Genomic DNA, 18,785 nt, shown 5'->3' with positions numbered 1-18,785 from the left:
ATGAATATTCCATTACTGGTTTTCACTGGATTTTTTAGCGCTCCAGCACAAAAAAGTCCTTGTTAACTTAACAAGGACTTGGCGCCAGCCTGCTGGCGGTATTCGCTTGGAGTAATCCCCGTCGCCTTTTTAAAAACACGGCTGAAATAGTTTGGATCGTTGTACCCGACCTCGTAGCAAATTTCCTTCAGGCTAAGATTCTGCTCCGCGATCAGCTTCTTCGCTTCATCGATGCGCAGCCGGGTCACATAATCGATAAAAGTTTCGCCTGTCTGCAGCTTAAACAGCTTGCTGAAATAATAGGGGCTTAAATTCACGTATTCAGCGCTGCTTTCCATCGAAATATCCTCTTTGTATTTCTCGCCGATATAGAGCAGCGCCCGCTGCAGCACGCTGGAGCGGCTTTGCTCCTTCTCTTCTTTCATGCCGTCAACCAGGTTGCTCAGCCAGACAAGCGCACCGCTGTGAAGCGTTTCGGCATCCTCTGCCTCCCCAAGGGAAGAGATCAGCTCGGCGCCATCCCCGTAGAGCGCTCCTCGGCTCAAGAACAGGAGCAGGCCCAACACTTCTCCGCGCAGTCTCTGAAACGACCGGGGTTCGCTTTGCGCCAGCCGCTCGAACAGCAAGCTGAAACGCTCCGTCGTTTCCTGCTTGTCATGCCGCAGCAAAGCATCCAGCAGCTTCTTCTCGTCGTCCAGCGAAATGATTTTCTGGCCCGAGCTTTGCGCAATATCGTCGTAATGCCGGACGCTGACGATGTCGCTGTCATCCGCACAGACGCGCACCGCCTCCCGGTAGGAACGGGTCATGCCGTCCCATCCTTCGCGGATCGATCCGATGCCGACGGAGAGCGGGACCTGAAACCGCTCCTCGATGAACCCGCGAATTTTCTCTCCCCATTCCAGGGAAACGACGCGCTGCGAATAACCGGGTTTGCCGGGAGGAAACGGAATGAAAAGCGCCATCTGGTAGCCGACCACCGGGCTGACCAGGCAGGACAAATTCGGTTTGGCCATCTGCTTGACGGCCTCATAAATCTCTTTTTTGACGAGCTGGAACGTTTCCAGCTCTTTTTTGGAGCGGCGGGAGAAGGAAAGCGCCATCGCGTATCCTTTTTCCCACTGCAGATTCAGCAGTCCGGCCAATTGCTCCAGCTCCACTTCCTGAACGCATTCCAGCATCAGCATGAGCGACAGCTCGTTTTCGGCCAGTGGCATCAGGTGGGACAATTTCTCCCGCAGGGCCAACTCGTCGTTCCGTGCCCGTTTCTCTTCTTCCGACTCCGCAATCAGCATAGCCAGCGTGTGCTGGACTTCCGCCAGACTCGCCGGCTTCAACAGGTATCCGCGCACGCCCAGCGCCAGACCTTCCTTCGCGTATGAAAAATAGTCATGTGCCGTAATAATGACAATTTTGGTGGACGGATACCTGGACATAATTTCGCGGACGGCCTCAAGACCTTGAATGCCCGGCATTTTGATATCCATAAAAATGAAGTCCGGCCGTTCCTCTTCGGCAATCTCGATCGCCCGCCGGCCGTTTTCGGCATGCAGGAACGTAAACGTGTCAGGCATCATGTGCCGGATCATGAGCTCAAGGCCCTCCCTTTCCAGCGCTTCATCGTCCGCAACCAGCAGCTTGTACATGCTTATTCCCCCTTCTCTTTTTGGCCTACGGAGCCGTGGTCACAAGCGGCAGCCTGAACAAAACCGCCGTTCCTTCGCCCTCCGTGCTCTCGATTTCGATTTGCTCCTTCCCGTCGAAAAATAAATGCAGTCTTTTGAACACGTTATGTGTTCCAAGTCCGGTTGATTTACGTTTGATATCGCCTATGCGCGGCGCGTCCTCCCGAATGGATTTCAGCAGCATTTCCGCCGTTTCCCGGCTCATGCCCACGCCATTGTCCCTGATTTCGATTTGCACCGCATCCCCGCTGCAGCCGATGCTGAGTTTCAGCCTTGCGCCCTCCTCCATTTGCTCAATTCCATGCACAAAGGCGTTTTCGAGAATCGGCTGCAGCGTCAGGCAGGGGATCAAACCGCCGAGCGCCTGCTCGTCAATGTCCATCATAAATTCGATCCGGTCGCGGAACCTCGCTTTCTGGATCTTCATGTATTCGGTGACATGCTCCACCTCTTCGCGAAGCGGCACCGCCTGGTTAAGCTTCTGCAGATTGTACCTGAGAAGCCGGGAGACGGATACGGTCAGGTCGCTCGTTTTTGAAGCGCCTTCTATGTAGGCGAGCCTGGAAATGGAATTCAGCGTATTAAACAAAAAGTGAGGATTAATTTGACTTTGCAGCGCTTTCAATTCCAGTTCTTTAACAAGCCGGTCCTTCTCCAGACTTTGAATGTTTTCCGCCATCAGACTTTGAATATTGTCGATCATTCCGTTAAAGGCCCGGCACAGGATGCTGATTTCGTCGTTTTTATCGCTTTCCGGCGCTTTCGTATCCATACGCCCCTTGGAGATTTGTTTGGCCGTCGAAACCAGGCGGCGAATGGGTCCAATAATGCTGCTCGACAGCCACATGGCCAGCATAATGCTGAGCGCCGCTACATTAATCACCATCAGAATGCCGTATCTGTTTAATTTCTCGGTCGTAAACATCATTTCCTGGTAAATCGGTTTGTACTGCTCCAGCTCGATGTCCACCAGCTCCTGGGCTTCCTCCCGGATGAAACGCTCCGACTTCTCCGCTTCAATATATTCCCCGGCTATGGTGTTGTAGTCCTGATATTCGATCTGGTCGATCATCCCCTTGGCCTGCTCCAGAAAGGTATCGATGATGTTGCGGTAGTTCACGAGCGGCAGATCGCTGCTGCCGATCGTTTCCAGGCCGTCCAGCTCCTTACGGAGCCGCTTCACCGCATCCAGATGCTGCACAACGCCCGGCAGGCTGTCCGCGTCCATCTGCATAATATAGAGGTTCAGGGATTGCATCGTAAACCCGACCTCGTTGGATACTTCCTTATACATCAAGATCCGGTTCATCATCAGGTGATAGCTTTCCTGCACATTTTTACCGCTTTCAAAGAGAAAGAAAGAAACCGAGCTCATAAGAAGCACCATCAGCGGAATAAAAATAAACAGCTTTTTGCGGATCGTCACAGGCTTCCTCCTTCCTGCGCGTTGCTTTTGTTAAGCACTTTGACCTCGGTAAAATAGTCGGATTGCAGCTGTTTTCCCTCAAAATGCTCATGCAGCAGCTGAACTGCCATTTGGCCCATCAAAAAAGGCTGCTGCGCCACGCTCGCTTCAATCTGGCCGCGGCTGATCGCATCCAGCGTCTCCTTCTGGTTATCGAAGCCGATGATTTTGACCGAATCCCGCTTGAGGCTTTGCGTCGCCTGCAGAACTCCCATCGCGTCCGTTGCACTCGTACCGACCATAATGGTAATGTCGGGATGCCGTATCAGCATGTTGGCCGCCTGCTGAATCGCCTGCATATGCGAAATGTTCGAGCTCCGCACCTCAACCACTTCAAGCCCCTTGTAATCGGCGACTACCTTCTTTAACCCGTTCAGCCGCTGCAGCTGGCTTTCAGCCTGATCGCTGCCGATGATGACGCCGATTTTCCCTGCGCCGCCGGTCGTTTCTACGATCAGCCGGCCAAGGCGTTCACCCGCAGCTTCATTGTCCGTGCCCACGTAAGCCAGCCGTTTGCTGCCCGGAGCATCCGTATCAATGGTGATCACCGGTATGCCTCGTCTGACGGCTTTATCGATGACCGGTGTAAAATTCTCCTCATTCAAGCCTTGGACAATAATCGCATCTACCCTGGCGGCGATCGCCTTTTCCAGCAGGCTGAGCTGTTCTTCCATATTGTTGCGGATCGCCCCGGCAAATTCGATGTCCATGCCGAGCTGTCGTGCGGCTTGATCCGCCCCTTTCTCCACCCTGACCCAATACGGATTATAGCGCTCCTGTTCGATCAGGACGATATGATAACGGTGCTCCCCGGTCCCGGGACGTCCCTCCAATTTTTTGACGATACTGCCCATTTTGCTGGAATGATGAGCAAAGCTGATAAACAAATAGGTCAATAAAACCAATAAAACCGCTGCGCCGGCGAGCCACTTTTTGTCCATGCTCCTTCACCTCATTCCTTATCCTACTCCACACCTGAAAACGGTTGCAACAAAAGAATTGGATGTTCCTGGCAGATACTGAAGCGGCAGGCTTGCGTTCTCTCTCTTTTTCTCTTTAAAAAATAGGCAACCTTCTTCAAAATGAAAGAAAGTCGCCTATTAGAGATTACTGCTTACTCTTTTATTTGGTGATGCAGCGGTCCTCGAATGTCTCCACCGGTTTTCACCCCTGCGTGCATTTGCCGAAGCACGTTATGCAATCCTTTCCTTTATTTGTAAGCGAATACTCAACGTCACCCACATGGAGCTGAAACTTACACATTAAAGGAATTAAGCAGAAAAAGTGTTCCAAAGGTGATTTTTACGCCTCAACGGGCTTGCGCTGGGCGCAAAACTTGCTCCACCCCAGAGCGGCAAAATAAAACAGCGTCTCAAGCGACGTTATGAAAAAGCTGACCGGGGCGTTAGTATAATAGCTTAGGATCAGTCCCCCCCATACTCCCAGCACGCCAAATAAAACGGAATACAAGGCCATTTGCCCGACCGATTGGGTCAAGTACCGCGCCGTCGCTGCCGGCGCAGTCATCAAGGTAAACACGAGCAGCGCACCTACGATCAGAATCGCTTCCGAAACGGCGACAGCCAGCAGCAGCAAAAAGCCGATGGAAATCAGGCGAACCGGCAGTCTGGCTGCCTCGGCGCCAACCGGATCAAAGGAATCGAATTTGAGCGGCTTGTAGATTAGAAATAAAATGGCGATAACCGCCGCAGACAAATAAACGATGTCCAGCACATTTTGCCGGCTGATTCCCACCACGCTGCCAAATAAAAGCGAATACATCGCGGTCGCTTTTTTCGTGGACAAGGAGATAAACAACAGGCCAAGCCCGAGAAAAAAGCTAAGGATAACGCTGATCGTTACCTCGCGGCGAAAAATTTTAACCCCAAAGCTGCCGATGGCCAGAGCGCTGACCGTAGAAAACAGCAGCAGCCCGCCGAACGGGTTCCAGCCGACCAGCACGGCAAAGGCAGCGCCGGAGAAGCCGATGTGCGAAAAGGAATGTGCGATAAAAGACAAGTTGCGGGCGATGACGAAAACACCGATTAACCCCGACATGATGGCGACGATCGTTCCCGCTACAAACGCGTGCTGCATAAAATCGTAATGTAACAAAATCTCACTCCTGACTAGCTGCCCGCCCCGGTAATAAATAGCTTGCCGTCCAGCCGGACGACATTTACCGCGCTGCCATACAATTGGCCCAACACGGCGGGCTGCATCACTTCTTCTACCGTACCCATCGCATAATGCTCAGGGGTTAAATATAAAATACGGTCCGCATAACGGTTGACTAAATTCACATCATGACTGATAAACAAAACGCTGATGTTGCGCGTGCGGCAGACGGTATGGACCAGCTCCGCCATCGCTTCCTGCGCTCCGGGGTCCAAATTGGATGTAGGCTCGTCAAGCAGCAGAATTTGCGGGTTGCGTACCAAGGCCTGAGCCAGAAAAACGCGCTGCCGCTCCCCGCCGGACAGCAAACCGATGGGTTTGCGGGCCAGATGCAGAGCCCCCGTCAGCTCCAGGACATCCTGAACCGCAGCTTTCTCCGCATTGTTCATCCAAGGACGAAAAGAGTGCGGCAGACCAAGGGAAACGAAGTCCCAGGCCCACATCGGCAGGTCGGGATCGATTTGTCTGGATTGCGGCACGTAGCCGATTGCAGATTTTCCAACCCGAACATCCCTATGCAGCACTACCTTGCCTTTTTGCGGTTTAATCATCTGCAGCAGCACGCGGAACAACGTTGTTTTGCCGGCTCCGTTTGGCCCTAAAATACCGACGAATTCCCCCGGCTTGACCTGAAAAGAGATATCCTTTAATAGGGTTCTTCCTCCCATATACACGGTGACCCCTTGAACATCCAGCACGGACAAAGCCGCAGCCGTGCTGTTTTCAGCCGGATGCTCCGCCAACACGGAGACGGTTGCGTTCATGTTGATCCCCTTCCTTTCCTATAAAACCGGAAAAACGCCAGCCCGGTTGAAAGGATGGAGTTTTCCGGTTGAAGTATGTTCGATTCAGCTTGAAGTATGTTCCGTTCAGCTTTACTGCAAAGCAGCTTTGATTTGGTCCAATTGATCGGTCATCCATTGCACGTAATTTTTCCCCGATGGGAGCGTTTCGGTGACTTCAATGACCGGAATGCCGTTGTCTTTAGCCAGATTCACAATATTTTGCACGGTTTGGCTTGTGGCTTGAATGTTATTCACAAACAATTTAATCTTCTTGCCTTTGATATCGTCCTGGAGCTTGGCCACGTCGGTTGGTGCCGGGTCCGTTTCCTCTTCGGCGGCCATTTCGAATTTATCGTCCGTAATTTGCAGATTCAAAGCTTCCGCCATATAATCAAACACCGGCTCGGACACTGCCACCGGCACCGGAGAGGATTGTTTTAAGGCTTGAACCTCTTCCGTAAAAGGAGCCAGCGTCTGTTTGTAGGCATCAGCCTGCTTGGTGAAGTCATCCTGATGGGCCGGATCAATCTTGCCGAGCTGCTCGGCCAAATAATCCGCATATTTGGTCATCGTCTCGGGATTGTACCAGACATGCTCGTTATCTCCTTCTTGATGTCCCATAATGTCGCTTCCCACACGAATCACCGTCTTATTGGGCGCGTCGCCGGAAGCGTCAATCAGCTTCTGTGCCCATTCATCATAGCCAATTCCGTTAAAAATCACGACCTTGGCGCCATCAATTGCCTTTGAGGCCTCCGGAGTAGGCTCGTAATCGTGGGGATCGGCGTCAGGGTTTGTCAACAAAGAAGTGACCTGTACATAGCTGCCGCCAACCGCCTCGGCTACCTCTCCGTAAAAGTTCTCGGCGGCAACAATAGCGATTTGGCCATTCTGTCCGCTCCCGGCGTTATTGCTCGAAGCACTGTTGCTCGCCGCATTGTTGCTTGCAGTATTGCTGTTTGCTCCTGAATTATTCCCGCCTCCACAGGCGCTTAACAAAGAAATCAGAAGAAAAACGGATATAAATAGCGAAAATCTTGCTCCCTTGGACTTTAATACTTGAACTTGCATAATTACACTCCTTTTTCAATTAATCGTAATTATTACTATTAACAAAGATGTTGTCATTATAGGACAGCACCGGACAGGTGTCAACCTTCATTTTGACCGATTCCTCGTTATGCACTCCTCTTCCCTTTTCCCCAGAATATGAAAAAAGCCCCTGAATCCCCGCAATGGAGAATTCAAGAGCTTGTTCAATGCTAAATATAATGCGGTCGAGAGGACTCGAACCTCCACGGGGGTTAGCCCACACGGACCTGAACCGTGCGCGTCTGCCAATTCCGCCACGACCGCAAATTTGTAATGTCCTGTAGCAGCGACAAGGAATAATATATCACACTTTGGGCAACAGTGCAAGGCTTTTCTGGAACAAAAAACAAGCCTTTTCCGCTAGGTCAGCAGCGTAAGGCTTGTCCCTGTTCCAACTTATGCGAAGAATTTGAAGTTTTATTCGTTAACGCCTTCGCCCGCGTTCACTTCTTCTCTCGGCTCCTCAAACGGCCGGTAGCTATAGTTCCGGTCCAGTTTTACGATCTTACGGTTGCGCTTGCGGATCATCACATGCGTGGCATCCCAGGCCACTACGATGCCGTTAACATCGTTGGTCTCCAGCGCGTCCCGGACGACACGAATGCGTTCCCCGGACAGCCGATAGGCATTTAGCTGCTCGTCTCTGATCATCTTTTCCCCCCTCCCTCTGCAAAAAAAGACCTAAATGGAAAAGCCATTTAGGTCTTTGTATGAAATTCGTTCATGGCTCTGCCTATAACGACAATTTCTTATTTTTGATCAGCTTGCGCATGTTCTTTGCTGTCGTTCTTCTCAAACCAGAAGTCGAGCACCTTCGCAGACATGACCCGCTGTTCGATATACCCTACTTGCTGCGGCGTGAATTGCTCTTTCCAAGGGAAGGACAATTCCTCGCACAGGCCGGCAATCGTCAAAAGCTCCGACCAGCTTACGTAACGTTTGTACCAGAAAAATTGAGGATGTTCTAGCATATAGGGATAAAGATCATCGAATTCGGTATGTTTGCAATCCAACGCTCTTTCGAACGTAACTTTGGCGGCTTGTAGCTTTTCAATAAAAAACTCGGTATTTGGCTCTTTCCCCATTGTTGTTGCCTCCCCTCTCTAGCTAATCTTTATTATATCGGAAAAAGCCTGCCCTGCAAAGGATGAAGCAAAAATTGGTCTCCGGCCTATCTTCAGGCCAGGACCCTGGCTCCCCGGACAGCTTATTCCGAAAATCGGACGCTGCCGCCCTCCAAAGAGGCGATTTTAGCCAGCGATTCCACTCGTATGCCCTGCTCGCGCAACGCTTTAGCGCCCTGCTGGAAGCATTTTTCCACTACGATTCCGACACCCGCGAGACTGGCTCCCGAACGTTCGATAATTTTGATCAGCCCTTTGGCCGCATCGCCGTTGGCAATAATATCGTCAATGAACAGCACGTGATCCTCGGCTTTAAGAAATTTCCGCGAAAGCACGAGATCCGTCACAATTCCTTTTGTAAAGGAAGGCACGCGCTCCACATAAGAGTCCGGATCCGCCAGCAGCGTTTTCTTCCGGCGCGCAAACACCAGCGGGACTCCCAGCTCAAAGGCGGTGGCAAAAGCAACGGCGATGCCGGAGGATTCCACGGTAACCACCCGGGTAATGCCCTCTTCTTTAAAAATAGCGGCAAAAGCTTTGCCCATTTCCATCGTCAGCCGGGGATCGACCTGTTCGTTCAAAATGGCGTCCAGCAGCAAAACCTGATCCGAAACGACTACGCCCTGCTCCATAATTTTTTGTTTCAACAGTTCCATTCGTTGTTCCTCCTACTTCTTTGCCGATGCTTTTCTGTAAAATACCATAATGCCAGGCCGCCAGCAACCTATAATTTCCGGCTTTTTCAGCTTCCGTTCCGGTTCCCGCCAAATCTCTTCCAGATCGTGTGAAGAATCCAGGCAACCAGCAAAAAAGCGACGACTGCAAGCGTAATCCGCCAGACGTGCACGTGGATAAAAAAGGCGACCCGGCGCCAGTGCCTGCCGAAGGCATGGCCGATATACAAAAACGTGGTGCACCAGACGGCCGCCCCCACTCCCGCAAAGATCAAATAAACCTTCAGACTCAAACGATAAACGCCGGCCAGATAAGACGTCACCTGCCGCAAACCCGGCACGAAATAGCCGAACAGGACGCTCCAGCTTCCGTATTTGGAAAACCATTTTTCGGTGGCTTCCAGCCTTTTGGGCGTAATCATGATCCATTTTCCGTATTTATCCAGCAGCGGTTTGCCGATTCCCCGCCCCACTCCGTAGCTCATCAGCATGCCGGTCATGCTGCCCAGAAACGTAACCGCCAAGGCCGGCAGGAAACGAAAATGTCCTACAGCCGTCAACCCGCCGAACGTAACTACCAGCGTCTCATCCGGTACCGGAATTCCCATAAACCCCAGGGCGAGCAGCCCAAACATCGCCAGATACCCGTACTGGGCTATATAGGACATTACAACGCTCAATGGTTACCCCCCGCTTTCTTTATGTAGAGCCTCTGTCATTTTAATCCCTTTATTAGACGGATTGCAAAAAAGGACGGGCCGGAGTCATGTCCGGGCCTGCTTGATCATAACTTGTACTAAACCTGAAAAACCTGTGCCAGGAAACGGCCAGCCCTGTTCGAGGAGGAACGATCCCATGAGGAACGCCGCCAAAGTTTTGCAAATCGCCTTTACTTATATCGGCACGATCGTCGGTGCAGGTTTCGCAACCGGCCGGGAAATCCTGCAGTTTTTCACCCAATACGGCAAATGGGGAGTGATCACCATCCTGCTTGCCACCATCCTGTTCGTTTGGCTGGGAACAAAAATGATGCTGCTCGCCCATGACATCGGCGCCAGATCCTATGAAGACCTGAACCAGAAATTGTTCGGCCGACGGATCGGCTGGTGGATCAGCCTTTTTACGCTAATCGTCCTGATCGGCGTCAACAGCGTGATGCTGGCCGGGGCCGGCTCCGTTTTTATGGAGCATTTAGGCCTCTCCTATCAGCTTGGCTTGTGGATAACCCTGATCGGCACCTATCTCCTGCTTAACAAAGGCATGAACGCTATTCTGCAGCTGAATTCCATCGTTGTCCCGCTCATGATCACTTTATCGATCGTCATTATCGGCGCCACGGTCGGAACTCCCGGCGCCCAGCGTTTCTTAAGTCTCGAAACGGACAGCAGCCTGCTGCACACCTGGGCTTCTCCTTTTATTTACAGCGCTTTTAACCTGTCCATGGCCCAGGCGGTGCTGGTGCCGATCGGCAGCCAGATCCAAAACCGCAAGGTGCTGGTCTGGGGAGGAATTATCGGCGGGGTCGGCATCGGTTTTATGCTGATGGCCGGACATTTTGCGCTGTCCGCCCATATGCCCGGCATCGTTCAGTTCGAAATCCCGATGGGCAGCATCGCGGTCCAGCTTGGCACGGCTGTCCAGCTCATTTATGTGCTGCTTATTTTTCTGGAGATCTTCAGCACGTTTGTGGCCGATATTTACGGGGTATCCCTGCAAATCCGCAACATGTGGAACATTCCGGAGCGCTGGCTGTCGCTGGTCATCCTGTGCATTTGTTACCTGACAAGCCAAATCGGCTTCAGTTCGCTGCTTTCCGTTTTGTACCCGCTGTTCGGCGTGTTAAGTCTCGTTTGGGCCGGCATGCTGGTCCTGTACCGCAGCCCCCGTCCTTCCGAGTGAAGCCTTGTTGATTGGATCCATGTTCATTTCCCCGCATCCAAAAACAACGGCAGCCAGGTCCGACGCTTGCGGTCTGACCTGGCTGTCCGGTATCTTTTCTTTTTCCTTTTCTTCATCTCGTCCATTATCTCTCTTTTTCTCTTGCCCCGCCCGGTTCAGTGCTGCTGGAAGTCCAGGTACATCTTCTTCAGCTCATGAACGGCCCTGTTCAGCGAATATTTCGATTTTGCCTTCTCCGAGGCGGCACGGGCCAGCGTATAACGGTAATCCGGATCATTGATCAGGAGCTCCAGCGCCCGGGCCAGGGAAGACGCATCCTCCGGCGGCACCAGCAGCCCGTTTACTCCGTTTTCGATCTGCTCCGGAATTCCCCCGACTTCGCTGCCTACCAAAGCCAGACAGCATAACGCCGCTTCCGCGAATACCGATCCGAAGGCCTCCGCCCTTGACGGAAGGACAAAAATATCAAAAAACGGCATAAATTCCTCCGGATGCAGCGTATAGCCGTAAAAAATCGTTTCATCGTAAATGCCAAGCGATTGGGCCATGCCTTCAAGCTCCGTCCGGCTTGGACCGTCGCCTATAATATGCAGCACAAACGGAAGCCCTTTTTGTTTCAGCTCGGCACAGGCGCGGAGCAAAATATCGACCCCTTTCGCCGGTACAAGACGGCAGACGGTCACGAGCTGGGCAACATTATTTTCGTGGGACACCGGTTTAAAGCGCTTTTCATCGTATCCGTTCGGAATGACGGCAATGTCCTCTGGCCGGTCGACGTAAGGAGCCAAATAACTGCGGAAGGCGTTCGAGACGGTCAAAAGCCGGTCCGTCCGGTGCTCCAGCTCGCGGTATATGGACACCAAAAATTTCTGCTCCGGTCCGTTCTCCTGAATACGCCCGTTCAGAAGAAGCTCCCGTTCATAACTGGAGTGTACGGTCTGGATGACCGGCACGTCCGGGAATACGTCTTTCATCGCCATGCCGACGATCGGGTGATGGGCGTGAATCACGTCATAACGTTTATCGATCCGCAGTTTGGTCCACCAAACGTAATCGAGATAGGTCTGCACATATTTCTGCACAATCGGACTCGAAGCGTATTCGGTCCAGTCAAAGGTTTGGAAAACAACGTCGCCGCTGCCTTTCATGCGCACGCGTTTAGGGATGGAGAACAGATCCATTTCCCATCTCGGAGGCGTGAACCGCTCCTGGAGATAAGGGATCATCGAAGAGACGCCACCCGGTTGCTCCGGGGGAAAAAATAAGGCTTGCAGCAGCTTCAAGGGATAGTCCCCCTTTCACGTACGTAATTTGTTGGTCGGTCAGGCTCAAAGCTTTGAACCTCTGCTTCCTTCATTATGCCATGCCGGGAAGCAGACGTCATTCCCCCTTTTGAGAACGGGCGGCGTTATGTTAAACTGCTGAGAGATCAACGTGTAGTTGAAAGCGAAGTTTTTAAGCGAAAGGATTTGTTGTTTCATGCCCTCTTTATCACTCCCCTCCGCCTACAAGGAGCAGATGATCAAAATGCTTGGCGCAGACGAAGCAGAGCCGTTTCTAGACAGCTATGCCGGGGAACGCCTGTATGGCCTGCGCTTGAACTCCCTTAAAGTTGCCGAGGGCTCCCCCGTCATGATAACGCTTAACTCCATGTTCGGCCTGCAGCCCGTTCCCTGGTGTCCGGAAGGTTTTTATTACAAGGACGACAAGCGGCCCGGCAAACATCCCTACCATACCGCCGGTCTCTATTATATTCAGGAGCCTTCCGCAATGTCCGCAGTAGAGCTGCTGAGCCCCCGGCCGGGCGAAACCGTTCTTGATCTGGCCGCTGCGCCGGGAGGAAAGTCCACGCAGATCGCGGCTAAAATGCAGGGGCAAGGCCTGCTGGTCTCCAACGAAATCCATCCGGCAAGGGCCAAAATTTTGGCCGAAAACATCGAGCGGATGGGCGTCCGGAATGCGCTGGTGACCAATGCGGCCCCGGACGAGCTGTCCCGCCGGTTTCCGCTGGCATTCGACCGGATCATGCTGGATGCGCCATGCTCGGGAGAAGGCATGTTCCGCAAGGATGAGCGGGCGGTCGAAGAATGGTCCCCCGAAGCGGTGGAGCTCTGCGCGGCACGTCAGCGGGATATTTTGCACGAGGCCGTCAGCATGCTGAAGCCGGGCGGAACGATGGCGTATTCCACCTGTACGTTTAACCGCGCCGAAAATGAAGAGAACATGAGCTGGCTGGTGGCCGAATATCCGTTTATGGAGCTGTTGGAGGAAAAAAGAATTTGGCCTCACCGGCAGGCCGGCGAAGGCCATTATGTCGCGCTTCTCCGCCGCCGTCCGGATGGGAATCCGGATGTTGGGTCCGGAAGCAAAAGCGGCGGTACCGCCGCAGGGAGGGCTTACCTGGCAAGCAAAGCAGCGAAACCGGCTCGCGGCTCCCGGTCTAGAGGCCTTTCTTCGAAAGGCAGCGAAGAAATCCAGGCCAAACAGACCTGCCTGGCCTGGATCAAGGAGCACACCAGCGGATTCCCGGTAGATTCGGACAGTCTGGTTGCTTTCGGCGAAGCGCTCTATTTGCTGCCCCAGGGCAAAGATCTGCAGCTTACGCCGGAATTTCTGACGGGTTTAAAAGTTCCGCGGGCCGGCTTAAAGCTTGGCGTCTCCCGCAAAGGAAGATTTGAGCCCGACCATGCGCTGGCCTTGGCCCTGACCCGGGAACAGGCCGTCCGGTCCGTGGACCTGGAGGCTGGTTCGCCGGAAACGGCCGCTTACCTGCGCGGAGAAACGCTGTCGGCAGATTCCTCCCTTCAGGGCTGGACGCTTGTTACCGTTGACGGATACCCGCTTGGGTTCGGCAAATGCAGCGGCGGCCAGCTCAAAAACCATTTTCCAAAAGGGCTGAGACAAACCGGCCTTGCGGGCAAATAAAAATAATGACCAAATTCCGGGCTTGCGCCCTGTCTCTTCACCCATTTATTCATACAATATCCCATACCGCAGCAACCAGGCGGAATCACCTAAGAGGAGGAATTAACCATGGGTGCTTTATATGGAGGAGCTTGGACTTCAACGGGCGCAATTTTGGTATTGTTCATTTTGCTGGTCATTATTTCGAGAACTTTTCTGATTTAATTAAGGGTTCCGAAACCACTCTTTCCGATAACTAAAAAAGCAAAGAGACCGATCGCCGGATCGGATTCTCTTTGCTTTTTGTCTTTGATGCCCCGTTGATCGCTGGAAGCAGGGCTCCTTTATCTGACCGCCTGATTTAGGCAGTATTTCTCCAGAGCGGCTTTGACGCCCTCCTCGTTGTTGCTCAGCGTCACTTCCTGCGCAGCGGCTTTGACATCCAGAGGGGAATTGTCCATCGCGATGCCAAGTCCGGCAAAAGTAAGCATGGAAACATCGTTATAGTAATTGCCGATCGCCATTACGTTTTCGCGGGCTATGCCGCGTGCTTCGGCCAGCTGCTGCAGCGCCGCTCCCTTCGAGGAAGACATATGCATCAGGTCCACAAAATAATCCCCGCTGCGCAGCATGTTAAACGGCTGGTCCCACAGGCTCCAATCCGCCTCCACTTGATCCATCGCTTCTTTGGTTCCCGCAGCGGTGACTTTCACGACAGGTTCCGTAAAATCAGCCAAGGACGGGATCGTTTTGGGCGTAATCAAAAATTTCCGGTACATCTCGAGCACATCCTGGCCAAGCTGATCTGCGCCCGGAACATACAATTCGAAGGTAGTGTTCACGTCAAAATGAACCCCGTTCTCCCGGCAATAATCCAAATAAGGCTGCAGCCCCATCAGATCCAGCGGAAACTCATGAATAACGGTATGCGAATTCCCTTTAATCCCCACGGTAGCGGCTCCGTTATGGGTAATAATGGAACCTTCAAGACCAAGGGTCTGCATAAAAGGGATGGTGCTTTGCGGCGCCCGTCCCGTGCAAAGCACAATTTCAGCGCCTTCCGCCGCAACGGCCCGGATGACCTCCGCCGTACCGGGCGTCAGTTCGTGCTCATCCGTCAGCAGCGTCCCGTCTACGTCAAGCGCGATCAGTTGGTATTTCATCTCTTCACTCCTCATTCTGGTTTGTTGCCTCTTTATGAGCTGCCGCCTCTTTGGGCATCATCTCTTTATTTTGATGAATATGCTGCAGCTGCTGCAGTTCTTCTTCCGTTAATTCGCGGAAATCCCCCTTCGGGAGCTCCGGATCAAGCATCAGCGTTCCCATGCTTACCCTTTTCAAATAGTGGACTTTGGACCCGACCGCTTCAAACATCCGTTTGACCTGATGGAATTTCCCTTCCACGATCGTCAAAGAAATTCGGCTGAATTTGAGGCCATTTTCCTCGTATCGCCCCAGAACTGTCAAATCCGCCGGTTTGGTCAGATAACCGTCATCCAGCTCCACGCCCGCTGCAAAACGTTTTTGGTGGCTGTCGCCGATTTCCCCGGCCACGTTTGCTTCGTAGGTTTTCGGCACATGCTTGCGGGGAGACAGCAGCTCGTGGGAAAGCGCGCCGTCATTCGTCAGCAGCAGCAGCCCTTCCGTATCCTTGTCCAGCCTTCCCACCGGAAACGGGGCGAATGCCCGGTATTCGTCCGGCAGCAGGTCAATTACCGTTTTATCGCGGTTATCTTCGGTCGCCGATACGACGCCTGCAGGTTTGTGCAGCATGAGATAAATATATTCCCGGTAAAATACCGCCTCCCCGTCCACTTCGATCCGATTCTGGTCCGGATTCACCTGAAGGCCGCTGTCTTTGACTTTGATGCCGTCAACGGTGATTCGCCCTTGTTTGACCATCTTTTTGATCTCCGCCCGGGAGGCTACGCCTATATGGCCAAGTATTTTATCCAGTCTTAACGTTTTTTTGCCTTTTTCCATCTTAAGTCCACCTCCAGCCTGCGGGATATTCGTTTTTGAGCATCCCGTCCTGCCATTTCGCCCAGCCGAGGGAATAACCGTCAACCGCAACGAGCGCGTATCCTTTCGGCTGGCTTCCGTTTTGGCGGATCAGCCGGTCCTCCGAAAGCTGCAGCGTTTCCCCCTTAAGGTATTTGACCGCTTCTCCCGAGCTTGCGGATAGCTGGACGCTGCGAAGGCTTTCTTCCGGTTTTAATGCCGACGCCAAAGGTTGTCCGGGCACAAAACGCCCGTTTTTGACCGTGCCTACGTACCAGCCGGGTCTGACCGTTTTTAAACCGTCCAGCCGTCCCGGCTCAAGCGGAGATAAATACAGGTTGCTCCCGAAAAAGACGGGATAGGCCGGACCCGTTGCCGTTTCCGCCAGATGGTCCTCGGCAAACTGCCGCCAGGCGGCAAGCAGCTCGCCGGGGTTTTGTACGGCCTGCGACCGTGCCGTCTCCAGCCGTCTGCCGCCTGCTTTCCCTTTGCCTTTTTCTTTATCCGGCTTGCCCGGTTTGGGTTTGGAAGATTTGAGCGATGGGCCTGGGATGCCCTCCGTTCGGCCGTCAGGCTCCCGGATGGCCCGAAGCCAGGTTCCTTCAGCCCGGTCGGTCTCCGCTTCCGGGTTCCCTTTATGGCGCAGCACCGCCACGAAATGGCCTTCGCCATTCACGCGGTGCGGCCAAAGACGGCCGGTCTCGGCGGTTTGGGCAGCGGCTTCCGCCCTGTAAGCGTCCTGCGTGCCTTCCTTCCGGTACGGCGGCAGCAGCCAATCGGGGCGGCCTTCGGCCAATCCCCATGCCTTCGGCAGCGGTACAAGCTCAAAATCCGGATGCCGCGTCAGAAATTCGGCCATTTGGGCTTCGTCTTCTTCCGGCGCAAAGGTGCACGTCGAATAAACGATAGTCCCGCCCGGGGCCAGCATGCCTGCAGCCGACTTCAAAATGTCCCTCTGCATGACCGAGCAAACTTCAACGGAATGTTTCTCCCATTGACGGGCCATGTCTTCGTCCTTGCGGAACATGCCTTCGCCCGAACAAGGCGCATCTATCAAAATCTTGTTAAAATAACCGGGAAACGCCTGAAGAATGCGTTCCGGCGTTTCGTTCAGCACAACGGCGTTTTTGATGCCGTACAGCTCCATGTTTTTGGCCAGCGCTTTGGTCCGCAGCTCGCTGATGTCATTGGTGACCAGCACGCCTTCGCCCTGCAGCCTGGCCGCGATTTGCGTCGATTTGCCGCCGGGTGCGGCGCACAGATCAAGCACGCGGTCTCCGGGCTGGACATCCAGCGCTTCAGCCGGCGCCATGGCGCTGGGCTCCTGGATATAATACAAGCCGGCGTGGTAATAAGGATGTTTGCCGGGCTTTTGCCCTTCTTCGGTATAATAGCCGGTTGCGCACCAGGGCACCGGCTTAAGCTCAAACGGAGACAAGGCCAGAAAGGCCTCCGGGCTGATTTTTAACGTGTTGATCCGGATTCCCGCAAACCGGGGATGGTCATAAGAAGCCACAAAATCCGGGTATTCATCCCCCAGCAGCAACTGCATTCGCTCCAGAAAGAGGGGAGGCAGCGTAATGCTCATACGGACACCCTTTCAAATATTGAAGTAACCCTACAAGTAGAAATAAACCCCACAAGGAAAAAATGCCGCACCCGGAGAGTACTCTCTAGGTACGGTCTTTTCCGCGCTGCTCATGTTTGGGGCCCCTCTGCCGCTTTAGCTGCAGCGGCACATTGGGCCTAATATGGGATAAAGCCAAATCCACCGCCTGAGCCAGCTGCGGATCCTTGATTTCAATGGTCAGATCATAATAGTCAAACGGCTGGTCCTCATAGCGTGATAACCGCTCCACATAACGTTCAACCTCTTCGCGCAGACTGCCGAGGTTTATGCCTAGGCTGTCCGGAGGATAAGCCGCCAGTTTGGCGGCGGCGGAACACATCATTTTCAGACTCCCGGGCACATTGCCGTCCCGGATGTGAAACAGCCCGACCGCCACTTGAAGCAACCCCTTGTATAAGGGATCGCTGCCTTTAGCAAGCCAAAGCTCTTCCATCACTTCATGGCATTCAAAGTAATCCCGATCCCGGTTGAAATAGATCAGATAAGCAACGTACAACTTATCATACGTCATGTTCCGACTCCGGATCGATATCTTTTTTCGCCTGCTTGATGATGCCTTTCACTTCGTCAAGCAAACTTTTCATCGCCGCCAGGTCGCGCTGCTCCCATATTTCATTGAACCGGCGCTGGGCCTCGATAGCTTCGCTCACTTTGTGATAGAAATAGAGCTGGTGTATAAACTTCAGCGTATCGGAGACCAGATTGGCATCGTCTTCGAACGTACGCTGGGCCGTTAATATCTCTTCGCGGATGCTCGACATTTCGTTGTCGAGCACGAAAGCGGCCTCCCCCGCCTTTTTCAGCCGCAGCCGCATGTCGGCGGGAAGGCTGTCCCTGTATTTATAATTCAAGGAATGTTCGATCGTCGCCCAGAAGTTCATGGCCAGCGTGCGGATTTGAATTTCGGCCAAAACCGGTTTTTGGCCGAATGCCGTCTGAACCGGATATTCCACGATCATATGAAAGCTGCGATAGCCGCTTTCCTTAAAATTGGTAATATAATCTTTTTCGTAAAGAACCTTTAAATCCTTGCGGTTCCTAATATATTGGGCAACACGCCGGATATCCTCCACGAACTGGCACATGATCCGAATGCCCGCGATATCTTCAATCCCGGTTTCCAGATCCTCCATCGCCACGTTCAAACGTTTCGCTTTATCCAGAATGCTGGAAATCTTCTTGACCCTTCCGGTCACGAATTCGATCGGCGCATATTCTTCACGTTTCTTAAGCTCCGAACGCATCGTTTTTAATTTGACCTTTAGTTCCTCCACAGTCTGCTCATAGGGAAGGAGAAAGGTCCCCCAATCTCTACCGTCCATGTCTGTTCCTCCTGTCAATACCGCCT

At 53.0% G+C, this 18,785-nt stretch carries 19 protein-coding genes and 1 tRNA gene; 3 read left to right on the top strand and 17 right to left on the bottom strand.

Going from position 1 to position 18,785, the window contains the following annotated elements; all coding sequences use genetic code 11:
* Positions 1–62: 62 nt before the first annotated feature.
* From AC3ZPD_RS19830 to AC3ZPD_RS19780, 11 genes are all read right to left on the bottom strand, one after another.
* Complete coding sequence (locus AC3ZPD_RS19830; protein ID WP_490986008.1) at positions 63–1,646, bottom strand: helix-turn-helix domain-containing protein; 1,584 nt, start codon at positions 1,644–1,646, stop codon at positions 63–65.
* Between the two features lie 25 nt (positions 1,647–1,671).
* Positions 1,672–3,111, bottom strand: coding sequence for a sensor histidine kinase (locus tag AC3ZPD_RS19825; protein WP_490986007.1), 1,440 nt, complete (start codon positions 3,109–3,111; stop codon positions 1,672–1,674).
* On the bottom strand, positions 3,108–4,091 hold the full coding sequence (locus AC3ZPD_RS19820) for a sugar-binding protein (RefSeq protein WP_490986006.1): 984 nt from the start codon (positions 4,089–4,091) through the stop codon (positions 3,108–3,110). The genes AC3ZPD_RS19825 and AC3ZPD_RS19820 overlap by 4 nt, the downstream gene beginning before the upstream one ends.
* Before the next feature lie 361 nt (positions 4,092–4,452).
* Positions 4,453–5,265 carry a metal ABC transporter permease gene (locus AC3ZPD_RS19815; protein ID WP_490986005.1) on the bottom strand — a complete coding sequence of 271 codons (813 nt, stop codon included), beginning with the start codon at positions 5,263–5,265 and terminating at the stop codon, positions 4,453–4,455.
* A gap of 14 nt (positions 5,266–5,279) precedes the next feature.
* Positions 5,280–6,092, bottom strand: a complete 813-nt coding sequence (locus tag AC3ZPD_RS19810) for a metal ABC transporter ATP-binding protein (protein WP_490986004.1) — start codon at positions 6,090–6,092, stop codon at positions 5,280–5,282.
* Positions 6,093–6,203: 111 nt separating this feature from the next.
* Positions 6,204–7,184 (bottom strand): metal ABC transporter solute-binding protein, Zn/Mn family, encoded by a 981-nt coding sequence (locus AC3ZPD_RS19805; RefSeq protein ID WP_490986003.1) that lies wholly within the window; start codon positions 7,182–7,184, stop codon positions 6,204–6,206.
* Between the two features lie 201 nt (positions 7,185–7,385).
* Positions 7,386–7,469 (bottom strand) — tRNA-Leu (locus AC3ZPD_RS19800).
* 153 nt (positions 7,470–7,622) lie between these two features.
* Entirely contained in the window at positions 7,623–7,856 is a 234-nt protein-coding gene (locus AC3ZPD_RS19795) for a hypothetical protein (protein WP_490986002.1), read from the bottom strand.
* Between the two features lie 98 nt (positions 7,857–7,954).
* Positions 7,955–8,290, bottom strand: a complete 336-nt coding sequence (locus AC3ZPD_RS19790; protein ID WP_490986001.1) for a hypothetical protein — start codon at positions 8,288–8,290, stop codon at positions 7,955–7,957.
* 122 nt (positions 8,291–8,412) lie between these two features.
* The gene (locus tag AC3ZPD_RS19785; protein ID WP_490986000.1) at positions 8,413–8,985 is read right to left on the bottom strand and encodes a xanthine phosphoribosyltransferase; all 573 of its coding nucleotides are present in this window, start codon (positions 8,983–8,985) and stop codon (positions 8,413–8,415) included.
* Between the two features lie 86 nt (positions 8,986–9,071).
* Positions 9,072–9,683 carry a DedA family protein gene (locus AC3ZPD_RS19780; protein ID WP_490985999.1) on the bottom strand — a complete coding sequence of 204 codons (612 nt, stop codon included), beginning with the start codon at positions 9,681–9,683 and terminating at the stop codon, positions 9,072–9,074.
* 175 nt (positions 9,684–9,858) lie between these two features.
* Between AC3ZPD_RS19780 and AC3ZPD_RS19775 the strand changes: the two genes are divergently transcribed.
* Positions 9,859–10,902, top strand: coding sequence for a YkvI family membrane protein (locus tag AC3ZPD_RS19775; RefSeq protein WP_490985998.1), 1,044 nt, complete (start codon positions 9,859–9,861; stop codon positions 10,900–10,902).
* 155 nt (positions 10,903–11,057) lie between these two features.
* On the opposite strand, the gene AC3ZPD_RS19770 is transcribed toward AC3ZPD_RS19775, so the two are convergent.
* Positions 11,058–12,185: a glycosyltransferase family 4 protein gene (locus AC3ZPD_RS19770; protein WP_490985997.1), complete on the bottom strand. Its 1,128-nt coding sequence runs from the start codon at positions 12,183–12,185 to the stop codon at positions 11,058–11,060.
* A gap of 196 nt (positions 12,186–12,381) precedes the next feature.
* Here AC3ZPD_RS19770 and AC3ZPD_RS19765 point away from each other — a divergent pair, with 196 nt between their 5' ends.
* Positions 12,382–13,827: an RsmF rRNA methyltransferase first C-terminal domain-containing protein gene (locus AC3ZPD_RS19765; protein WP_490985996.1), complete on the top strand. Its 1,446-nt coding sequence runs from the start codon at positions 12,382–12,384 to the stop codon at positions 13,825–13,827.
* A 108-nt stretch (positions 13,828–13,935) separates the two neighbouring features.
* Positions 13,936–14,031 carry a YjcZ family sporulation protein gene (locus tag AC3ZPD_RS19760; RefSeq protein ID WP_490985995.1) on the top strand — a complete coding sequence of 32 codons (96 nt, stop codon included), beginning with the start codon at positions 13,936–13,938 and terminating at the stop codon, positions 14,029–14,031.
* A 119-nt stretch (positions 14,032–14,150) separates the two neighbouring features.
* Here AC3ZPD_RS19760 and AC3ZPD_RS19755 read toward each other — a convergent pair whose 3' ends face one another.
* The 5 genes from AC3ZPD_RS19755 to yjbM all read right to left on the bottom strand — a co-directional run bounded on the left by AC3ZPD_RS19755 (position 14,151) and on the right by yjbM (position 18,759).
* Complete coding sequence (locus AC3ZPD_RS19755; protein ID WP_490985994.1) at positions 14,151–14,969, bottom strand: Cof-type HAD-IIB family hydrolase; 819 nt, start codon at positions 14,967–14,969, stop codon at positions 14,151–14,153.
* A gap of 4 nt (positions 14,970–14,973) precedes the next feature.
* Positions 14,974–15,789 carry a pseudouridine synthase gene (locus AC3ZPD_RS19750; protein ID WP_490985993.1) on the bottom strand — a complete coding sequence of 272 codons (816 nt, stop codon included), beginning with the start codon at positions 15,787–15,789 and terminating at the stop codon, positions 14,974–14,976.
* Position 15,790: 1 nt separating this feature from the next.
* Positions 15,791–17,395 carry an RsmB/NOP family class I SAM-dependent RNA methyltransferase gene (locus AC3ZPD_RS19745; RefSeq protein WP_490985992.1) on the bottom strand — a complete coding sequence of 535 codons (1,605 nt, stop codon included), beginning with the start codon at positions 17,393–17,395 and terminating at the stop codon, positions 15,791–15,793.
* 85 nt (positions 17,396–17,480) lie between these two features.
* Positions 17,481–17,948: a DUF309 domain-containing protein gene (locus tag AC3ZPD_RS19740; RefSeq protein WP_490985991.1), complete on the bottom strand. Its 468-nt coding sequence runs from the start codon at positions 17,946–17,948 to the stop codon at positions 17,481–17,483.
* Positions 17,938–18,759, bottom strand: coding sequence for a GTP diphosphokinase (yjbM, locus tag AC3ZPD_RS19735; RefSeq protein WP_490985990.1), 822 nt, complete (start codon positions 18,757–18,759; stop codon positions 17,938–17,940). The genes AC3ZPD_RS19740 and yjbM overlap by 11 nt, the downstream gene beginning before the upstream one ends.
* Positions 18,760–18,785 lie beyond the last annotated feature (26 nt).

This window comes from Paenibacillus mobilis, from assembly GCF_058267595.1.
Note: the sequence above shows the minus strand (reverse complement) of the source record. Positions and strands in the feature narration are given on the sequence as shown.